This is a genomic window from Nonlabens tegetincola, from assembly GCF_002117085.1.
Classification (GTDB): Bacteria; Bacteroidota; Bacteroidia; order Flavobacteriales; family Flavobacteriaceae; genus Nonlabens; species Nonlabens tegetincola.
Genome location: NZ_CP019342.1, coordinates 417,234 through 436,473, shown reverse-complemented (window position 1 = coordinate 436,473; position 19,240 = coordinate 417,234). Strand labels below are relative to the sequence as shown.

Genomic DNA, 19,240 nt, shown 5'->3' with positions numbered 1-19,240 from the left:
TTATAAATTTAAATAGTTGGTGTTCCAATTTGTTGTATTGTTACACCATAATTCTCCTTTTTTAATTTCCAAAGGTGCATCAATATTATTTGTAAAAAGTCCACCAGTACCTAAACCTTGCGGCATTGTTACACCTAAAGTATATGTAAACTGTGCAATAGCATTTAAACCTAGGTTAGATTCTAGAGCGCTGGTCATCCACCAGTCAATATTTCGCTCTTCAGCTATATTGATCCACTCGCGACAGCTTTGAAATCCTCCAACTAGAGCTGGTTTTAAAATAATAAATTGAGGACGTATTAAATCCAAACAATTTTGCTTTTCTTCCGTTGTATGCAACCCAATTAATTCCTCGTCAAGGGCAATAGGAACTGGCGTATTTTGACAAAGTTGGGCCATTGCTTCATATTGACCAGGCTTTATAGGTTGTTCAATACTATGTACATCATACACGGACAATCGATTTAATTTTTCCATGGCGTTTTCAATTGAAAAAGCTCCATTAGCATCTACTCTGATTATCATCTCATTAGCAGAAAAACGTGATCTTATCACTTGTAATAAGTGTAGCTCTTTTTCAAAATCTATGGCACCTATTTTCAACTTAATACAAGAGAAACCAGTTTGCATTTTTTCTTCTAACTGGTCTAGCATAAACTCTTGGTCACCCATCCATATCAATCCGTTAATAGAAATGCTATCTGCACCTTGAGTAAAAACACTAGGAAACAACTCAAAACAGTCTGTACTTTGAAAAGATTTTAATGCGGTTTCATAACCAAATCTAATAGAAGGCCATTCCAATAATTCCTCAAGTATGATGGATGGTTTTAAATGAATATGATCGCACAACCATTCTAATTTTTGTTCAAAACCTGGTTTATCATCATAGGACAACCCACGAAACATATTAATCTCTCCTATTCCTTTTTTATTTTCATTTTCAAGAATTAAGAACCAAGTATCCTTGGTTTTAAGAATACCTCGTGAAGTTCCCGCAGGACTTTTAAATTCTAGGGTGTGTTTATGAATACGTGCTTTCAATTTTTAAATATCTAATTTAAATTAGTCCAAGAAAAGTACCTATTTTCTTTTGACAGTCCATTCAAAATTAAATAAGCTCACCTGCACACCATCTTCATTTAATCCTTGAGCTTGCATCCATACGGTTTGACCTTCTCCAGTTTCTACCGTTTTTTCAATTGCTTCTTTAATTTTTAAACCATCGTTACAAGTAAAAGTAATTTTTCCTGTGGCTTTTTTTGTGAAAGTTGCGTTATTGTTAGCCACAAGCATACTTACTTTGGCATTGCTTTCTTGAATATAAGACATAACAAGTGCACCCGTAGAAAGCTCGGCCGCCATAGCTTGGACGGCAAAATACATAGACTTAAAAGGATTTTGATTAAACCATCTGTGTTTCACTCCTACTACACAACTTTGCTTGTCGATTTCTTTAACCCTAACTCCTGTCCACCAACAACTAGGTAGCTTGAAAAAGGTGAACGTATTAATTTTTGAAGGAGTAATCATAATTTTAACATTTCCCACAAATGTAAGGAAAGAGCTTGTATTTATTGCGCTTTCGCGAAAGCGTACATTAAAAAAACACAGTGCAATTAAAAATATATGGTACTTTGTATTGCATAATACTATCTTTTAGATATATATTTGCATAAGAAATTAATATGCTATGGAAAAATCAATCGAGAAAAACCACAGGAACATAGCCACGGGTATTCATTTACTCACCTTTGGCAAATGGCTATTTCCATTGGGCAATTTCATCCTGCCCATGCTACTTTGGATGATAAACTCAAAGAAGTCTCCTTTTATAGACTTTAATGGTAAGCAGGCCATTAATTTTCAATTAAGCATGACGTTATACACATTTGCTCTTGCATTTTTAGGTGGTAGCGTTATAATAGGTTCCATTGTATCTGGTGGTCCTAGCTTATGGGAAGCGATGGACGGTAATGATTTCCCGTTTTTTAATAATATGGGAACTTTTAACCTTATAGTATCTAGCGGTATTATATGTGGTACAGGAATTCTATTTCTAGCCATATTGGATCTAGTTTGCAGTATAAAAGCAGCAGTTAAATCTCAAGAAGGTGAACTGTACCAGTATCCTTTAACCATTAATTTTCTTTCTACTCAAATTGAGCAGGAAGAGATTAAAAAATAAAATTATATGAAGATAGAAAACACAAAAGCGCAAATGCGCAAGGGCGTACTTGAGTACTGCATTCTTTCTATCCTTAAAGAGGACGATGCTTATGTTGCAGAAATATTAGAAACTCTTAAGGATGCAAAAATGCTGGTAGTTGAAGGAACGATTTATCCACTATTAACCAGACTTAAAAATGCTGGTCTCCTATCTTATAGATGGGAGGAATCAACAAGTGGACCACCACGTAAGTATTATGGACTTACTGAAACAGGAAAAATATTTTTAGAAGAATTAACCGGTACCTGGGAAGACTTAAAAAACGCTGTAAATATGGTTACCAACTCAAAAACTAAGAAATCATGAACAAAACAATTAATATAAATCTTGCTGGGCTGTTTTTTCATATAGATGAGGACGCCTACAACCGTTTACAACGCTATTTGAGCGCGGTAAGAAGATCTTTTAGTGGCACCAGTGGCGCCGATGAAATAATGCGTGATATAGAATCTAGAATCGCAGAACTTTTCATGGAAAAAAGAGCCAATGATCAACAAGTTATCTCTATCAATCATGTAGAAGACGTGATTGAAATAATGGGACAACCAGAAGATTATGAAGTTGATGAAGAAATCTTTGAAGATCCAAAACGCAAACACAGATCTGCTGGACCTAGTAAACAGCTTTTTAGAGACACGCAAAATGGTTATATAGGTGGTGTAAGCTCTGGGTTATCCTATTACTTCAACATAGATGCAATATGGGTACGTATTTTATGGGTACTACTTGCCTTTTTCAGTGCAGGATGGATCGTTCTTGTATACGTAATTATGTGGATCTTTGTACCTGATGCAGTGACTACGGCACAGCGTCTTACCATGCAAGGTAAAGAAGTGAATATATCTAATATTGAAGAGCAAAATTCATTTGAAAATTTTAGTACAGTAGCCGATGAAAAGACCGACGCCGGCTACCGTGTGGTAGGTCAAAAAGGTAAACGTGGTACCGTAAAATTCTTTGGAGCTCTGGGTAGAATTATTAAAGGATTCTTTAAGGCCATAGTCAAATTGATTGGACTATGTATTTTCCTAGCAGCATCAATAGGTATAATTGCTTTATTGATATCACTAGTAACCGCAGGAAGTATCTCTATAGACGGTATGCAAGCAGCCGATATTTTGGACATAGGTATTCCTGCCGATGTTAATATTTGGTGGGCAACACTTGCTGTATTCTTTCTTGTAGGAATCCCACTATTAGTATTAGCCATTTTAGGACTTAAGCTTTTAGTATCTAACTTGCGCAGTATAGGTACCACCGCTAAGGTTGCACTTGCAGGTATCTGGATAGCATCAGTAATAGGAATGGTATTCATAACCACAAAAATTGCTAGTAGCCAAGCCATTAAAGCATCTATTGCTAAACAAGAGAAGTTTACCGTGGCACCACAAAAAACCTTATTTCTTGACGTTATTGAAACAGACTTTACCGATCAAGTACGCATTAACGCAAACAATGTAAAAATTGTTTATGACGATGAAGGACCAAAAGTTCTGTCGCGCGATGTACGTGTAGCAGTAACCTCTACAACAGACTCGGTTGCGAGCATTACCCTTAATTACAAGGCGGCAGGATCAACCATGGACGAGGCTAAAGAAAATGCTAATAATATTATCTATAAATATGAGCTTACTGATAGCACGTTAACTCTTGATAATTATTTCGCTTTACGCGAAAACAAAAGGCTTAACCAGCAACGGGTAGATGCAATTATCGCCTTACCAGAAGGCACAATATTCAATTGGGATGATGATTTTATTCACCGCTATCGCAATGGTATCAGTAACGATGCCTTTGATTTATACGATAATGAAAAAACTTATCAAGTGAAAAATGGTAAAGCTATTTGTCTAGACTGTCCTGTGATCAATGAAGAAAAAAAAGTAACAACTCAAAATAATGAAGTAGTCAATGATAGCGTTACTTCAAAGACTTTAAACGATCCAGAAGTCAACGAATGGCAATACCAAGACTAATGATTTAATGAAAAAGAAAAATCGTTGTTGTACTATGTTTTGTGATTGTAACGTAGTATTTGAGAACCGCTTCATTTAATTGGAGCGGTTTTTGTTTACTTTTGAATCATAATATGAACTATATGAAAAATATACTCCTAATACTAGTGATGATAACGGCTACAGTAAGCCTAGCACAAGATCTAGAAAAAGTAAAAGGTAATCGTGAAGTAACAACTGAAATTAGTCCGATTGAAATATTCGAATCTCTTGAAATAAATTCGGATTATGAGGTAGAAATCGTTCCAGGCGCTGCCACACAAATTGAAATCACTACAGATTCAAACTTGCACCAATATTTACAACCAGTTATAGAGAACGGTAAATTAATGATAAATACAACTGCAAGAATTCGTTCAAAAAAAGAAATGAAATTTAGAATCATTTATGGGCCTGAACTTAATAAGATTCATGTGACAGATGATGGCGAGTTGACAAGTGTAACCGCTTTAAACTTTGAAAACTTAATTTTGAATGTAGACAACGATGCCGAGGTTTATATGACTGCAAACGTTAAAAATCTAGAACTCAATGCCGATGATAGTACAAAGTTAGAACTCAACCTATCTGGAGATCAAGCCAAAATTAATTTTAAAGGCAACGCAAACATTAAAGCCCTATTCAATTACAATTTTCTAGAATATAACATGAAAGACCGCGCTGATGCACGTATTGAAGGTGACATCAAAAATGGAGAACTTACTATTCAAGAAAGAGCAGAGTTAGAAGGTAAAAACCTAGTTGTCAACAATCTTAAACTAAGTAGTTCAAATAGTTCAAGAGTTGAAATTAACGCTACCGATGACATAATAATTAGCGCTAGTAACAGTACAGAAATCACGCTTTACGGTTCGCCCGATATCAAGATTGAAGAATTCTCTGGTAAAGCAATACTTAAGAAATCATAGATAGCATTACTGCAACAAATAAAAAATGCGTTTGAGAGTTCAAACGCATTTTTTATTATAAACTAAGTTGAGAAACTATTCTACGTGATAATCACCAGCAATAGTTTCCTCCACTACACCAACCTCAGCAAGATAACGTTCTGCATCTAGAGCTGCCATACAACCAGTACCAGCTGCTGTAATCGCTTGACGATAAATCTTATCTTGAACATCACCACTAGCAAATACTCCTGGAATATTGGTTTTAGTTGTACCAGGCTCAGTGATTAAATAACCATCTTCACCCATATCTAGTTGGCCTTTAAAAATATCTGTATTTGGCTTGTGCCCTATTGCGATAAACAAACCGGTAATAGCTATTTCATGCTTATCATTAGTCTGATTATTCACAATGCGCAATCCTTCTACGACTTGATCACCCAGCACCTCATCTACCTCACTGTTGTAAAGCACAGTTATATTTTCTTTACTATTTACTCTATGTTGCATCGCTTTTGAGGCGCGCATGTAGTCTTTACGTACTAGCATTGTCACACTCTTACAAATATTAGCTAGGTAGGTAGCCTCTTCTGCAGCAGTGTCTCCAGCGCCTACTATGGCAACATCTTGATTGCGATAGAAAAATCCATCACAAACTGCACAAGCACTTACTCCACCACCGCGCAATCTTTGTTCACTAGGTAGCCCTAGATATTTGGCGCTTGCTCCAGTTGATATAATAATAGTATTTGCCTGTACTTTAGTCTTACCATCGATAATTGCAGTATGCATACCACCTTCTTCACTAGCAAAATGAACTTCAGTAACCATTCCTAAACGAACCTCGGTACCGAAACGTTCAGCTTGTTTCTGTAAATCTACCATCATAGATGGTCCATCAATTCCTTCAGGGTAACCAGGAAAGTTATCTACTTCAGTTGTTGTGGTAAGTTGTCCACCTGGTTCCATACCTGTATAAACAACCGGTTTCATATCGGCACGAGCTGCATATATTGCCGCTGTGTATCCAGCAGGACCAGAACCTATAATTAGGCATTTTATTCTTTCAACAGTTTCAGACATAGTTCATATTATTTACAACAAATGTAACTTTAAAAAGGCGTTTATCAGAACTTGCTTTATTGTTATTTATTATCCATTTATTAAGGTTCTCTTTAGCTACATTATTAATCAAATTTCTTACGGCGCTGCTTCTATATATTGGATAAGGAAAGCTACATATTACGCTTTCGCGAAAGCGTGATATACAATTACCCATTTAATAGTATATTGCGACGTAACTACCTAAAAACTGAATAACGTTTATGGAAAGCCAAAACATCAATCAAGAAGACGAAAAAATTATTGAAAACAGAGAATTAAGCATTTTTGAAGCACTTATTCCTGTTATTGCGCTTGTGCTCATGCTAGCTGTAAACGTGTACTTGTACGGTGATAATTCACTAGGTGGTAGTAATCAATTTGTTCTTTTACTAGGAGCTGCCGTTGCAGGAATTGTGGGCTCCTTTAATGGAGTGAGTTATAAGAAAATGGTTGAAGAAGTAGCACAGAATATAAAATCTACTACTGGAGCCATTTTAATATTATTAATGGTAGGTGCTCTTGCCGGTACATGGCTATTGAGTGGTATTATCCCTACTATGATTTATTACGGACTGGACTTGCTTAATCCATCTATATTCTTAACTGCTTGCGTTATTATTTGTGCGGTTATTTCCATTTCTACTGGTAGTAGCTGGACCACGAGTGCCACAGTTGGTATCGCCTTAATTGGAATTGCAGGCGCTCTAGATATAAGTGCTGGGATGACAGCTGGTGCTGTTCTCAGTGGTGCTTACTTTGGCGATAAGTTAAGTCCATTAAGCGACACCACTAACCTTGCCCCAGCTATGGCAGGAACCGACTTATTTACTCATATTAAGTACATGACTTATACGACTGTTCCTACCATATTAGTCACTTTGTTCGTCTTTATGTTTATAGGATTTACAATAGATAGTGCTGGCGATGTGGATGTAAGCGAGTATCAAGCAGCGATTGATGCTACGTTTAATACTTCGGCGTGGTTATTCCTAGTTCCCATTATCGTTATTGCGATGATTGTTAAAAAGGTATCACCGCTTATTGCTTTACTTCTAGGAACTTTGCTCGCTGGTGTATTTGCTTTAATCTTTCAAAACCACATCGTTTATGAAAACGGTTTAAAATATCAAATTACAGAAATTCAAGACGAATTTAAATCCTATGTGGAATGGGATAACACAAGTAGCAATAATTTTCAAAATCCAGGTACTTATACACTACAACCTGTTGAAGATAGCGATGTGGTATTAAGTGAACCTGTTGTATTTAATTTGCCCAGCGGTGGTGAAAATGATTCCTTTACTACTAATAAAACAGTAACCATACTCAAGGATGACGTTGAACTAGGTACACTAGAGCTATCTGCAGTGCCTACTGGATATGCTGCTACAGCTTATTTTGCTATTATGGATGCAATTACAGTTTCTACCAGTGTAGATCCAATTACCAACAATACTAAAATCAAGGATAAGTTGACTGGACTATTTGAAGGAAAAGGTATGGAAAGTATGCTAGGTACCATTTGGTTGATTGTTTGTGCAATGGTATTTGGTGGAGTAATGGACGCTATAGGAGCATTGGCTAGAATTAGTCGCGCATTGCTTCATTTATTCGATTCTGTATTCGGATTATTTGCTAGTACTGTTGTGAGTTGTCTTGCTATTAATGTAACTGCAAGTGATCAATATCTAGCTCTTGTCGTACCTGGAAAAATGTATGCCAAAGCCTACAAGGACAAAGGACTGGCACCAGAAAACCTATCACGTACTCTTGAAGATTCTGGAACTGTTACAAGTGTACTTATCCCATGGAACACTTGCGGTGCGTACCAAAGCTCAACCTTAGGAGTTGATGTTAAAGACTATTTTGTGTATGCCATTTTTAACTGGTTATCTCCTTTTATGACCTTACTATTTGCGGCTTTTAGAATTAAAATCCGTCAATTAACTGGCAAACAACCTACCTTAGATACCATTGGTGAAGATTAAAAAAAAACCTACACATTTGTGTAGGTTTTTTTGTTTAATTACGTTTTGGACCTTTACGATTTTTATTACGATTAGAACGTGAAGAATTATTCTTGTTCCTATTTGAAGAACTGCGCTTGCTGTTGTTCTTACGACCTCGCTTCTGTGGTTTAGGCTTTTCAGTAGGCGCATTAGGATCTGGTTCATAACCTTCTATAATTTCAAAATCGAATCGTTGATCTAGGAGTTTTTCAATTCCCTTTACATAAGAAACCTCATCACCAGCTACTAGAGAAATTGCCTGTCCACTAGCGCCTGCTCTACCTGTACGACCTATCCTATGAACATAATCTTCGGGCACATTAGGCAGCTCATAATTGATCACATAAGGTAATAATGGGATATCTAATCCACGAGCAGCAATATCAGTTGCCACTAAAACTCTAACACTAGAGTCTTTAAATCCAGCTAGCGCTCTTGTACGAGCACCTTGACTTTTGTTACCATGTATAGCAGCTGCAGTTACTTTGGATTTGTTCAATTTTTCAGCAAGTCTGTTTGCTCTATGTTTAGTACGAGTAAATACCAAAACCTGTGACCAATTTCCTTCGGTTATCATATTGATTAACACGTCTTGCTTTTGTTTTGTATCAACTCTATACATGAGTTGATCTACTTTTTCGGCAGTAGTATTTTCTGGAGTTGCTTCTACTAACACTGGATTATTGAGGAAACTTGCTGCTAGTTTTTTTATTTCTTTTGAAAATGTAGCTGAGAATAATAAGTTTTGCCTTTTTACTGGCAGCAAGGCTAGTATACGTTTTATGTCTCTTAGAAATCCCATATCCAACATACGATCAGCCTCATCTAGAACTAAGGTTTCTACTTGATTAAGTTTTAAGAAGCCTTGATTATTAAGATCGATCAATCGTCCTGGAGTTGCAACAAGAACATCAACACCTTTTTTAAGTAAATCAACTTGAGGATTCTGATTAACTCCGCCAAAAATAACAGCACTACGTACGTTTAAAAACTCACTGTACTCTCTTACATTATCATATACTTGAGCAGCAAGTTCTCTTGTTGGAGTTAAAATAAGAGCTCGCACTGGTCTATTTTTTGCTTTAGATTCTCCTAATCTATGTAGCAATGGAAGTGTAAATCCAGCAGTTTTTCCGGTACCAGTTTGTGCACTGGCTAGAACATCCTTTCCTTGTAATACTTGTGGTATAGCTTTTTCCTGAATGGGAGAAGGCTGTGAGTATCCTTTTTTGTCGATCGCTTTCAACAAGGCAGCAGATAAGCCTAAATCTTTAAATAACATATAGGGTAATTACCATTGATATCATTAAAATGGATATCAACTTTAGAATAACTGCAAAGGTAGTCTATTATAACTGTTAGAATTTCACCTTTAAAAAAATAAGTTACAGTTATTATTTTGATTTAACACCATAAGGAAACTCTATAATCATATATTGATATAAGATAAAAAAAATCACGCTTTCGCGAAAGCGTAACTTAAATTTGTCTCATCAAAAATCAATTAATTTTTAAATATAAAAAATGGCATTTGTAGGTAAACAATTTCCAAACATCGACGTTGACGCGATGAACGAAATGGGAGACACTTTTAAATTAAATGTACTTGAAGAGGCAAAGAATAAAGGAAAAAAAGTTCTTTTATTTTGGTACCCAAAAGACTTCACTTTTGTTTGTCCAACCGAATTACATGCATTCCAAGAGGCTCTAGGAGAATTTGAAAAAAGAAACACTGTAGTTATTGGTGCTTCATGTGATACTCCAGAGGTACACTTTGCTTGGTTAAACACTCCAAAAGATGATGGTGGTATTGAAGGTGTAACATACCCAATCCTTGCAGATTCAAATCGTAATCTTTCTGGTACATTAGACATTCTAGATGTTGAAGTAGAATATAATGAGGATCTAGATGATCACGTACTTGTAGGTGATAATGTAACATATAGAGCTACTTACCTTATCGACGAAGAAGGAACAGTATTCCATGAAGGAATCAATCACATGCCTGTAGGTCGTAATGTAAATGAGTTTTTACGTTTAATCGATGCTTACTCTCACGTACAGAAAAACGGTGAAGTATGTCCTGCGAACTGGGAAGAAGGTAAAACAGCGATGACTGCAAACCGTAAAGGAACTGCAGAATACTTTTCTCAAAACTAAAAATTAAAAACAAGCGCTTGTAATTACAAAAGTGAATACAAGCGCTTTTAAAAAATTGTTATGCAAACTTTAGATCAAGATAATTTACAAGAAATTGTAGGTAACAACGACAAGGTTGTTGTGCAGTATATGGCGAGCTGGTGCGGAAACTGCAGGTTAATGAAACCAAAATTCAAAAAACTATCTGCCGAGAATGAAGACACTGTTTTTATACTAGTTGATGCAGAAAAGTTTCCTGAATCAAGAAAATTAGCTACCGTAGACAACTTGCCTACCTTTGCTACTTTTAAAGGTGGAAGTTTTGTAAACCAAGTACAAACGAACAAATTTGAAAACCTTAAAGACCTAGTAAATGAAGTTACCAGTAATTAGACATTTACAAAAAGGAACTACTCCAGAACAGCTAGAAGCTACACTGGAAGTGTTAGAACATTTTTCTGAACATCGATCAGTAACAAATGAGGAAATGGATGTGGTAGGTGAACTTATCACTAATATATGTGGAGCACTTGAGGTCCATGCTAATGTAGCACAAGGAATGTCAGGTGTTGAAGCTGCCAATGCCTTTGCCGAAAAAGTTATGGGTTCTATAGATCAATAATAAAAAGCACCTAAAGCAAGGTGCTTTTTTTATTTACTTAATACGCATGTAAGTTGCGGTGACAAAATCTGCTTGAGAGTGTCCTTCTTCACCTAGAATAGCAGATGATTCAGCATCCTTTTGAAGTAACACTAAATCGCCGTTGATATCATTGCCTAAGGCTGTTTTCTTTGTCCTAGAGCCATTTACGAATATTAAGGGTATCACGTAACTACCTTTTCTTATAACAAAAAGTTTATCTTTTAATTTTCCTTTGAGTATTAATGAATCTTGAGGGATTTTATTTTCATAAAGTACAGCTTTAATCCTGTTATCACCTTCCATTTTAAGTCCTACCGTACTTAAAGTTGAGCCTATCTGATTTTTTGAATTGTCATGAAAACACAGATCTTTCCATAAGCTGTTTTGTGTATCGCCTGGAACCCTATTTTGATATTCTGCTTCAAACGTATTTTTATTGAAATACATGATATCAGTTGATGTGCGCTTACTTAATTCCTGAGTGGAATAACATGATGATATAAAGGCAATAAGAAGAACTAGAGTAATTTTTTAATCATGGGTTTTTGGTTTTAAAAGAAGTATCAAAGATGATGCCCAAAATCATGGCTAATTGTATCTTTATAAAAATTATTTATCATGAAAAGATTCTCTTTAATCTTTGCTTTACTACTAGTAATTAGTAGCTGTAAAACACTTCAAGATATCGCCAACAACTTACCACAAGGAGGCGCTTTATCCCAAGCCGAAATTGGAAACGGACTAAGAGCTGCACTAGATCAAGGAATTGATAAAGAAGTAACTAAACTCATGCAGAAGGATGGGTTTTACAGGAATGAAGCAGTCAAAATTTTATTACCAGATGAACTGCAAAAAGTAGATAAAGGCTTGCGTAAAATAGGTTTAAGCTCCATAGCAGATGAAGGTTTGAAGTTATTAAATCGTGCTGCCGAAGATGCTACTAAAGAAGCCTTACCCATCTTCACCAATGCGGTAAAGGAAATTACTTTTAACGATGCTAAAAACATACTATTAGGTGATGATAGGGCTGCTACCAGTTATCTTGAAGCTAAAACAACTGAGGAGTTAAGAGCAAAGTTTAGTCCGGTAATTCAAAATAATTTAGGCAAGGTAGGAGCTACAGACTTATGGTCAAACGCGATTACCAAATACAACTCTTTACCACTTACTGATGATGTTAATCCAGATCTTACTCAATATGTAACTGAAAAAGCTCTAGAAGGAGTTTTCAAAATGATTGCACAAGAAGAACTACAAATAAGAAATAAAGTAAGTTCACGTAGTACTGACCTTTTAAAACGAGTATTTGCTTTGCAAGACTAGACTTAATAGTAATTTAACCCTAACATGTTACTGATTTTACATCACTTTTTAAGAATGAATATAATTTTACAGTATCAATGTTAAGGGAAAACATTTTTAAGGGGAAAGAAACCAGGTCTTAATTGATCTGGTTTTTTGTTTAGTCATCTTTTTAAGTTTCAAACAAAATATTAAGTTTTCCTTGTATACGTTTAACTTAATCGCAAGAGTACTGAATTACAATATTTTATAATATTGTTATATGGATTCAGGAAAGGAGATAGAACGAGTTAAAAAACAAATTGAGATAAAGGAAAAACATTATACTCAATTAATAAGTAAAGCATTCAAGGTTGCCCCAAAAGATCGTAAATGGAGTGAACGGCTGTGTTCCATTGCAAAAGAACTTAAAAACGACATACAGCAATTAAGAATTAAGTTGGAGCAGTATCAAGAAGTATAATCATAAAAAACTTATAACAATTACTCGCGTTAACAACAGTAATTTTTAACTAATCAATTTCTCCAACTAGTCGAATCCTCCTGTTATAATAATCCTCTAGCCTTAATCTCCAAGTACTTATTGATCGTGTTTATGGTAAGATGTTGAGGTTCCGTAAGGATCGTTTGAATACCAAATTTGTTTAATTCATTAACAATAAGCTTCTTTTCGTAAGCAAACTTTTGAGCTATTGTTTTGTCAAAGATTTCTTGTGTGGTAGTTGCTTCTTTATCTGTAAGCTCCCTTAGTTCAGTATTTTCAAAGAAGATTACAACAAGCAAGTGATTTTTTGCTATTGCCTGCAAATAAGGTAATTGTCGATACAACGCATCTAAGGTTTCAAAGTTGGTATAAAGTAATAATAAACTGCGTTGGGTAATTGACCTTTTGATATCTATATAAAGACGAGAAAAATCACTTTCCTTAAAATCAGTATCCAAGTTATACAAGGTTTCCAAAATCAAGTTCATTTGTGAGGCTTTTTTTTGAGCCATCACTTGATTATCTACCTTATTTGAAAAGGAAAACATGCCAGCTTTATCTCCTTTCTTAAGTGCAATATTTGATATTACTAAAGTAGCATTAAGAGCGTAATCTACTAATTTGAGCCCTTCGAAAGGCATTTTCATGACTCTACCTTTATCGATAACAGAATATACAGGTTGTGCTTTTTCGTCCTGATATTGATTTACCATTAATTGACTGCGTTTTGCACTAGCTTTCCAATTAATATTTCTCACATCATCGCCATTCACATACTCTTTAATTTGTTCAAACTCCATCGTATGTCCTATTCTCCTTATTTTCTTCATCCCAAAATCAATAAGTCGATTGCTAAAAGCCATCAACTCATACTTACGCATTTGTAAAAATGAAGGATAACAAGGTATCATTACTTCTTGATTGAACACATATCTTCTACTAACGAGTCCCAATATGGTGTGCACGTGAATATTAAGGCCACCGTAATAATACTCACCGCGATCAACCGGTCTTACTGTATACGTATAGTCTGTAGAATTTCCATTTTTTAAAAATCCTTTTATCTCAAAATCCCTTTTTTGAAATTGGATAGGCAATTCATCTATTACTCTTATATGAACAGGAAATGTATACTGATTAGTTACTTTAATTTGAACTGGATTGTCGTCACTATTGGATAGTTTATCAGGAACTGCTCTCAACGCGATAACTCCTGATTTATTAAGATACAAAGAGAGTATATCAATAATTGTAAGACCTATTAAACAATAAAAAGCAAAGATGATATAGTCCAGCCATCTGGTAAAGAAAAAGCTTATTACAAAAGCGATTACTAGACCAGCTAGGATAAAAAACAATCGTTGCCTTAGAAAGAAATTTTTATAAAATCGTTTCACTATCTAGGGATCTCAATGCTGTCTATGATTTGTTCAACCACCTTATCTGTGGTAAAACCTTCCATTTCTCTTTCAGGAGTCAAAATAATACGATGCCTCAATACCGATTTTGATATATACTTGATATCGTCTGGTGTAACAAAATCACGCCCCATTATTGCTGCATATGCTTTTGATCCATTCATAATAGCAATACTTGCTCTAGGAGAAGCTCCTAAATACAGGTTAGGGTTTTCTCGTGTGTTCAGTGTTATTTGAGCTATATACCTGATAAGGTTATCCTCGATTATGATTTTTTTGATCGTATTTTGATACTCAGTTATTTTATCTGCCGTGAGTACAGGCTCTATTAAAGATTCAGGATCCTTATCAACTCGATTATGATTACCTAGTAGTATACTTATCTCATCTTGAAGATTAGGGTAATTCACATTGATCTTGAAAAGGAATCTGTCCAATTGCGCCTCTGGCAATCTATAGGTTCCTTCTTGTTCAACGGGATTTTGAGTAGCAAATACTAAAAATGGCGCATTTAAACTATACTCTTTACCATCTATAGTAACTTGACGTTCTGCCATGGCTTCAAATAACGCTGCCTGTGTTTTAGCAGGTGCTCGGTTTATTTCATCAATCAAAATAATGTTGGAAAATATCGGACCTGGCTTGAATTCAAATTCGTTATTTTTCATCGAGAACACACTAGTACCTAAAATATCACTTGGCATTAAATCGGGTGTAAATTGAATTCTCGAAAAGTTTACTCTCATCGTTTTGGCTAATAACTTAGCCGTTACAGTTTTTGCTACTCCTGGAACTCCTTCTATCAAGGAATGCCCGTTGGCTAGAATAGAAACAATAAGTAAATCGATCATTTCTTCCTGCCCGATGATTACTTTACGCAGTTCAGCTTTAATTCTATTAATTGCCTGAGCTACTTCTCCTAGATCTAATCGGTTTGAAAAGGTAGCTGTTTGTGATGGTTCCGCTTTCGCGAAAGCGTTATCCAAACGATCTACGTGCTGTTCAACAGGTTGTGATCCAGATGAAGAATCGTTAGGTAATTGTGGTGATTGATAATCTTCCATATGTTTATTTTAAGAAAGCGTCTATTTGGTCGTTAAGTTGCTTTAATTCGTATTTATTGTGAACTCCTTTACTCATAAGATATCCAAGGAATTGAACAAATTGAGTGGTTTCTTCCAGTGATTTACCTGTTTTCACAGATAGTTTTTTAATAAATTGTTGATCTAATTTATCTGTCGGAATGTAATAATGTGAACGCACGTGCTCTAGAAAAAAACGTATTTTTTTTGACACAATCGAGCTGTAATCAGACTTCTCTAAATACATATTACTTATAGTCCTAGTGAAACTAAGTGTGCTGTTTTCTAATGGCTCTACTACAGGAACAGCTCGTTGTTCACGTTTTGATTTAAAAAGAAAATATAGCAGTATACTTCCTAGCGCTAGATACCAGGCCCATCGCAGGTGAACGTTACTTAATATAAACCTCAATGGACTTTCAATTATTCGTTTACCAGCCTTGCCATAGTCGTCAAAGAAAACAGGTCCGTCGTTCATGTAGGACATTACCTCGGCGATGTATTGTTCTTTACCATCTTGTAACATGTAGTAATTGGTAAAAGCAATTGGATTAAGGTGATGGTATATGGCCCCATCGCCTACTTTAGTCTCAATAAAATTTGCTTGCGGAATTTCTCTCTCTTTACTTACTATTTTACTGTCTTCAAGTACTTTGGTAAAGGTACTGTCTGATTCGTTTTCTGAATTTTCAATAAATTTTTTGAGATATCCTTTTATAGGTTCAAAGGGAAGAACCTCTCCTAATACTTGTGTTCGGGTAGTATCATAACTCACAAAATATCTATAACTACTACCCTTTTTATAAATGTAACTGCGGTTTTTAAAGGACTGGTTGTTTAACCGAACTCTTACCGTATCCTCTTCATAATAAGCATAAGTTTCGTTAGATTCAATGTTTAAAGTATCGGCAAGCGCTCCAAAAACGCTTTTTGTAGAAATAAAAATTTTATTTCCGCGACTTGCAAATTCTAAAAGGTCATCAACCTCAGCATTATCAAATCCTAAATACTCATTAATAAACAGGTAATTAGAATTTGTAACTGAGTCATTTTCTTTTAAAAACTGAACAGGATCCTTATCGATTGCTTGAACTTTTTCATTGACAAATAAGTCATCTAACTGATCATAAAACACATAACTACCGAAAGGTATTTTATCATAACTTGTATAACTAGGCTTCCAGTTTAATGGTGGTGGTGCAGCTGTTTCTATTACTAAAACCGCAAGGACTAGCAGACCAAAAAGAATGAGTAATCTTTTACTTTTTTTATCCATTAAGCACTTGCTTTTTTAAGTAAATTAAAATCCTCTAAAGCCTTTTCATAATTAGATTGATCTATAGAAAACTCTCCGTACCACACGTAATCATACCAATTTGAAACTCTTTTAAAATAAGTTTTCTTTTCTTGATCTTGGATCTCCCGGTAGTACTCTGAATTGGTTTTTTGAAAATCCCATTCAATAATACCTCTCTCACTTAGCATTTTAAGTGCTAGTAAATATTGGTATCTAATTGCGCTGCGGTAATCTGCTGCTGCAATACTATCTTTTATTAATGTGTTAAAATCAATATGTGTAATATGTGTATCTTCTAGAGAAACGCTGGGCCCATCAGAAGATCGAGATTTACCCAATAGAGATGATGGTTTTTCTGTACCTAAAAAGCGAATAGAAAAATATAATACTACACCTATTATAAGTGCATAAAAAGTATATTCTATAATTTTTGCTGTTAAAGGTGATATTTCAAAACCAAAGAGATCCCGTAAACCTTCCAAAACCCACGACAAAAATCGTCGGAATATATTGGAGTCGCTACCTTGAACTCGTTGGTATTCAAACTCGGCACTATCGTAAATTTTTGATAGCTCTTCCTTATAATATTTAGGTTTAATCTCCCGATTGTCGTAATTGCGATCTAATGTGTCTACAATTTTATTAGGCTGTAATTCGATATCTTTAATAATATCTTGTATATCCTGACCGTAAACTAGGCAAGAATTAATCAATGCTAATATGACAAAGATCAGTTTTCTCATACGCTTAATTCATCTAAACGTTCCACACGGGTTTTAAGATAAACATTGTATTTGGACTCGTGTAAATTGAGGTAAATAAACCCAAAAATGAACATGGAAATAAAAGTTACTAATATACCCGATATACTATTGAGACCATAAAAAAGAAAGCTTAGAGCTTCAATGAAAAAATCATTTTGTAGTTCAATGTTATCCAGGTTTGAATTCATAGAATAGAATCCAATTAACATAGCAGGCAATATTTGGAAAAGAATACTAAGTATGTATAAAACTACAAGAGCTACAAACGAAGTAAAAAATGCTTTCCAAAATTTAAAAAATAAGAGTTGCCAACCTCGACCCATGGCATCAGTCATGCTTATCTCATCGGTATACGCATAACAAAAAACACTTAAGCCTATCCAAGTAAAGTAAGTGATAATTAATCCGGCAAAGGCAAAAAGTCCTAGTATTGGTATGAAAATCATTATAACTCCTACAATAGCAACAGGTATCACACAAATTGCCCCTAAAAACAGAATTACAAAACTGCCTAACATTTTTCCTAAGGCTCTTTTGAATACTAGTTTCTTTTCGGGTGTACCGCCTTGCTCCTCATATAGTTTCATGTAAGAGCCAGCCAAAGATGAATTTAAAATATAGATTAAAGCGGTAAGTACATAGGTTGCAAGTGTCCCTATTAAGGTAACAGCATTATTTTGCTGAGCATTTTCTAGTAAATAACCATCCAAATTTCCTGTAGAAATAGCCACGATACTGGAAATACCAGCATCTACAATGTAATTAGTAAGAAACAGTAAAATGATTAAAACAAAATTGTAGGTGATAAATACACTGAACAATGATTTAGATTCTGCCTTTAAAAAATCCACAAAGGCTGTAAGTATCCCGCTAAAATCCCTGTTAATTCTGGGTTCTATGTAAGTGTTGCTCATTTTTTCTTTTTACAAATTGTGGGTAAAAACCATAATACCAAATAATAATAGCTGCACTTATTGCGATGATAATCCAATTTAACACAGGTGGCATAAATGCATATCTCGTTATAAAACCTTCTATAAATCCTGCTGTTATAAATAAGGGTATTGTACTTATGACTACCTTGAGTCCTGCTTTGGCTGCAACAATAAACGACCTACGACGTTCGTAAGTACCAGGAAATAAAATACCATTACCTAGTATAATTCCTGCTGCTCCACAAACTACTATTACTGATAATTCTATTGTACCGTGTAACATTATCACTCGCCATGAATCAAGACTGACTCCTTCTTGATAAAACATCGTAAAGAATGCTCCTACCATAATACCATTAGTGAGAATGACATACAATGCACCCAGAGAAGTAAGTAAACCCAAAGCAAAACATAACATTCCAACTCTAATGTTATTAATGGTGATTCCTAAAAACATAGAGCCTTCTCCACTATTTTGATAAATGGCAGTTGGGTTACCGTTTTCTATATTTTCCAAAGTTTGATTCACATACGCATCTGATAGTATTAATCTTACAAAACTATCGTCATTAAGCGCACTAATTGTCCCGATGAAAATTGCTATTAAAAAGGCTCCTACAGCGTATAAGAACTCCTTTTGATAACCAGAAAAGAATAGAGGAAAATCGTGAAAGAAGAATTTAATAATAGAATTTCTACTTTCTTTTTTGTTTTTATAGATTTTCTGATGGGCTTGACTAGCTAGTGAATTTAAATATTTAAGAGTACTGGAATTAGGGTAATAGGTTTGAGCATAAGCCAAGTCGTTGGTTAATTGAATATACAAATTGGAAAGATGATCGGGTGTTAATGAAACTTTTGCGTCCATAGCCCTTTCAAACTCAATCCATTTTTCCTTATTTTGCTTGACAAAAGCTGCCTCGCGCATAGC

General features: G+C 35.0%; 21 protein-coding genes. 10 read left to right on the top strand and 11 right to left on the bottom strand.

Translation table 11 applies throughout. The annotated features are described in order from the left end of the window. Complete coding sequence (locus BST91_RS02265; protein ID WP_085774316.1) at positions 1-1,044, bottom strand: o-succinylbenzoate synthase; 1,044 nt, start codon at positions 1,042-1,044, stop codon at positions 1-3. 39 nt (positions 1,045-1,083) lie between these two features. After that, positions 1,084-1,536 carry a DUF4442 domain-containing protein gene (locus tag BST91_RS02260; protein ID WP_042279092.1) on the bottom strand — a complete coding sequence of 151 codons (453 nt, stop codon included), beginning with the start codon at positions 1,534-1,536 and terminating at the stop codon, positions 1,084-1,086. A gap of 157 nt (positions 1,537-1,693) precedes the next feature. Here BST91_RS02260 and BST91_RS02255 point away from each other — a divergent pair, with 157 nt between their 5' ends. The 4 genes from BST91_RS02255 to BST91_RS02240 all read left to right on the top strand — a co-directional run bounded on the left by BST91_RS02255 (position 1,694) and on the right by BST91_RS02240 (position 5,153). Further along, on the top strand, positions 1,694-2,188 hold the full coding sequence (locus BST91_RS02255; RefSeq protein WP_042279017.1) for a DUF4870 domain-containing protein: 495 nt from the start codon (positions 1,694-1,696) through the stop codon (positions 2,186-2,188). Between the two features lie 6 nt (positions 2,189-2,194). Further along, entirely contained in the window at positions 2,195-2,536 is a 342-nt protein-coding gene (locus BST91_RS02250; protein ID WP_042279016.1) for a PadR family transcriptional regulator, read from the top strand. Then, a complete protein-coding gene (locus BST91_RS02245) occupies positions 2,533-4,206 on the top strand; it encodes a PspC domain-containing protein (protein ID WP_085774315.1) in 1,674 nt (557 codons plus the stop codon). The genes BST91_RS02250 and BST91_RS02245 overlap by 4 nt, the downstream gene beginning before the upstream one ends. Positions 4,207-4,328: 122 nt before the next feature. Further along, a complete protein-coding gene (locus tag BST91_RS02240) occupies positions 4,329-5,153 on the top strand; it encodes a GIN domain-containing protein (RefSeq protein WP_169709753.1) in 825 nt (274 codons plus the stop codon). Positions 5,154-5,228: 75 nt separating this feature from the next. Here BST91_RS02240 and trxB read toward each other — a convergent pair whose 3' ends face one another. Continuing rightward, positions 5,229-6,215 carry a thioredoxin-disulfide reductase gene (gene trxB, locus BST91_RS02235; RefSeq protein WP_085774314.1) on the bottom strand — a complete coding sequence of 329 codons (987 nt, stop codon included), beginning with the start codon at positions 6,213-6,215 and terminating at the stop codon, positions 5,229-5,231. A 242-nt stretch (positions 6,216-6,457) separates the two neighbouring features. Between trxB and BST91_RS02230 the strand changes: the two genes are divergently transcribed. Continuing rightward, the gene (locus BST91_RS02230; protein WP_085774313.1) at positions 6,458-8,224 is read left to right on the top strand and encodes a Na+/H+ antiporter NhaC family protein; all 1,767 of its coding nucleotides are present in this window, start codon (positions 6,458-6,460) and stop codon (positions 8,222-8,224) included. Between the two features lie 34 nt (positions 8,225-8,258). Here BST91_RS02230 and BST91_RS02225 read toward each other — a convergent pair whose 3' ends face one another. After that, positions 8,259-9,527, bottom strand: a complete 1,269-nt coding sequence (locus tag BST91_RS02225; RefSeq protein ID WP_085774312.1) for a DEAD/DEAH box helicase — start codon at positions 9,525-9,527, stop codon at positions 8,259-8,261. 242 nt (positions 9,528-9,769) lie between these two features. Here BST91_RS02225 and BST91_RS02220 point away from each other — a divergent pair, with 242 nt between their 5' ends. The 3 genes from BST91_RS02220 to BST91_RS02210 are packed head-to-tail and all read left to right on the top strand — an operon-like array spanning position 9,770 to position 11,006. Beyond that, entirely contained in the window at positions 9,770-10,405 is a 636-nt protein-coding gene (locus BST91_RS02220; protein WP_085774311.1) for a peroxiredoxin, read from the top strand. 60 nt (positions 10,406-10,465) lie between these two features. Next, a complete protein-coding gene (locus tag BST91_RS02215) occupies positions 10,466-10,777 on the top strand; it encodes a thioredoxin family protein (RefSeq protein ID WP_042279006.1) in 312 nt (103 codons plus the stop codon). Continuing rightward, the gene (locus tag BST91_RS02210; protein ID WP_085774310.1) at positions 10,758-11,006 is read left to right on the top strand and encodes a DUF6952 family protein; all 249 of its coding nucleotides are present in this window, start codon (positions 10,758-10,760) and stop codon (positions 11,004-11,006) included. The genes BST91_RS02215 and BST91_RS02210 overlap by 20 nt, the downstream gene beginning before the upstream one ends. 33 nt (positions 11,007-11,039) lie before the next feature. On the opposite strand, the gene BST91_RS02205 is transcribed toward BST91_RS02210, so the two are convergent. Further along, positions 11,040-11,474, bottom strand: coding sequence for a hypothetical protein (locus BST91_RS02205; RefSeq protein ID WP_085774309.1), 435 nt, complete (start codon positions 11,472-11,474; stop codon positions 11,040-11,042). A gap of 171 nt (positions 11,475-11,645) precedes the next feature. On the opposite strand from BST91_RS02205, the gene BST91_RS02200 reads away from it, so the two are divergent. Both BST91_RS02200 and BST91_RS02195 read left to right on the top strand, forming a co-directional pair. Next, entirely contained in the window at positions 11,646-12,350 is a 705-nt protein-coding gene (locus BST91_RS02200; RefSeq protein ID WP_042279002.1) for a DUF4197 domain-containing protein, read from the top strand. Positions 12,351-12,591: 241 nt separating this feature from the next. Further along, positions 12,592-12,792 carry a hypothetical protein gene (locus tag BST91_RS02195; RefSeq protein WP_085774308.1) on the top strand — a complete coding sequence of 67 codons (201 nt, stop codon included), beginning with the start codon at positions 12,592-12,594 and terminating at the stop codon, positions 12,790-12,792. Between the two features lie 83 nt (positions 12,793-12,875). On the opposite strand, the gene BST91_RS02190 is transcribed toward BST91_RS02195, so the two are convergent. Genes BST91_RS02190 through BST91_RS02165 form a run of 6 tightly spaced genes read right to left on the bottom strand, consistent with a single transcriptional unit; the run spans position 12,876 to position 19,237 of the window. After that, on the bottom strand, positions 12,876-14,210 hold the full coding sequence (locus BST91_RS02190; RefSeq protein ID WP_085774307.1) for a DUF58 domain-containing protein: 1,335 nt from the start codon (positions 14,208-14,210) through the stop codon (positions 12,876-12,878). Further along, positions 14,210-15,295: an AAA family ATPase gene (locus tag BST91_RS02185; protein ID WP_085774306.1), complete on the bottom strand. Its 1,086-nt coding sequence runs from the start codon at positions 15,293-15,295 to the stop codon at positions 14,210-14,212. Before BST91_RS02185 ends, BST91_RS02190 begins: the two co-directional genes overlap by 1 nt. 4 nt (positions 15,296-15,299) lie before the next feature. After that, complete coding sequence (locus BST91_RS02180) at positions 15,300-16,589, bottom strand: DUF4350 domain-containing protein (protein WP_085774305.1); 1,290 nt, start codon at positions 16,587-16,589, stop codon at positions 15,300-15,302. Further along, a complete protein-coding gene (locus BST91_RS02175; protein WP_085774304.1) occupies positions 16,589-17,353 on the bottom strand; it encodes a DUF4129 domain-containing protein in 765 nt (254 codons plus the stop codon). The genes BST91_RS02180 and BST91_RS02175 overlap by 1 nt, the downstream gene beginning before the upstream one ends. Further along, positions 17,350-18,288 (bottom strand): hypothetical protein, encoded by a 939-nt coding sequence (locus BST91_RS02170; RefSeq protein ID WP_042278998.1) that lies wholly within the window; start codon positions 18,286-18,288, stop codon positions 17,350-17,352. Before BST91_RS02170 ends, BST91_RS02175 begins: the two co-directional genes overlap by 4 nt. After that, on the bottom strand, positions 18,257-19,237 hold the full coding sequence (locus tag BST91_RS02165) for a stage II sporulation protein M (RefSeq protein ID WP_042278997.1): 981 nt from the start codon (positions 19,235-19,237) through the stop codon (positions 18,257-18,259). The genes BST91_RS02170 and BST91_RS02165 overlap by 32 nt, the downstream gene beginning before the upstream one ends. Positions 19,238-19,240: the final 3 nt, after the last annotated feature.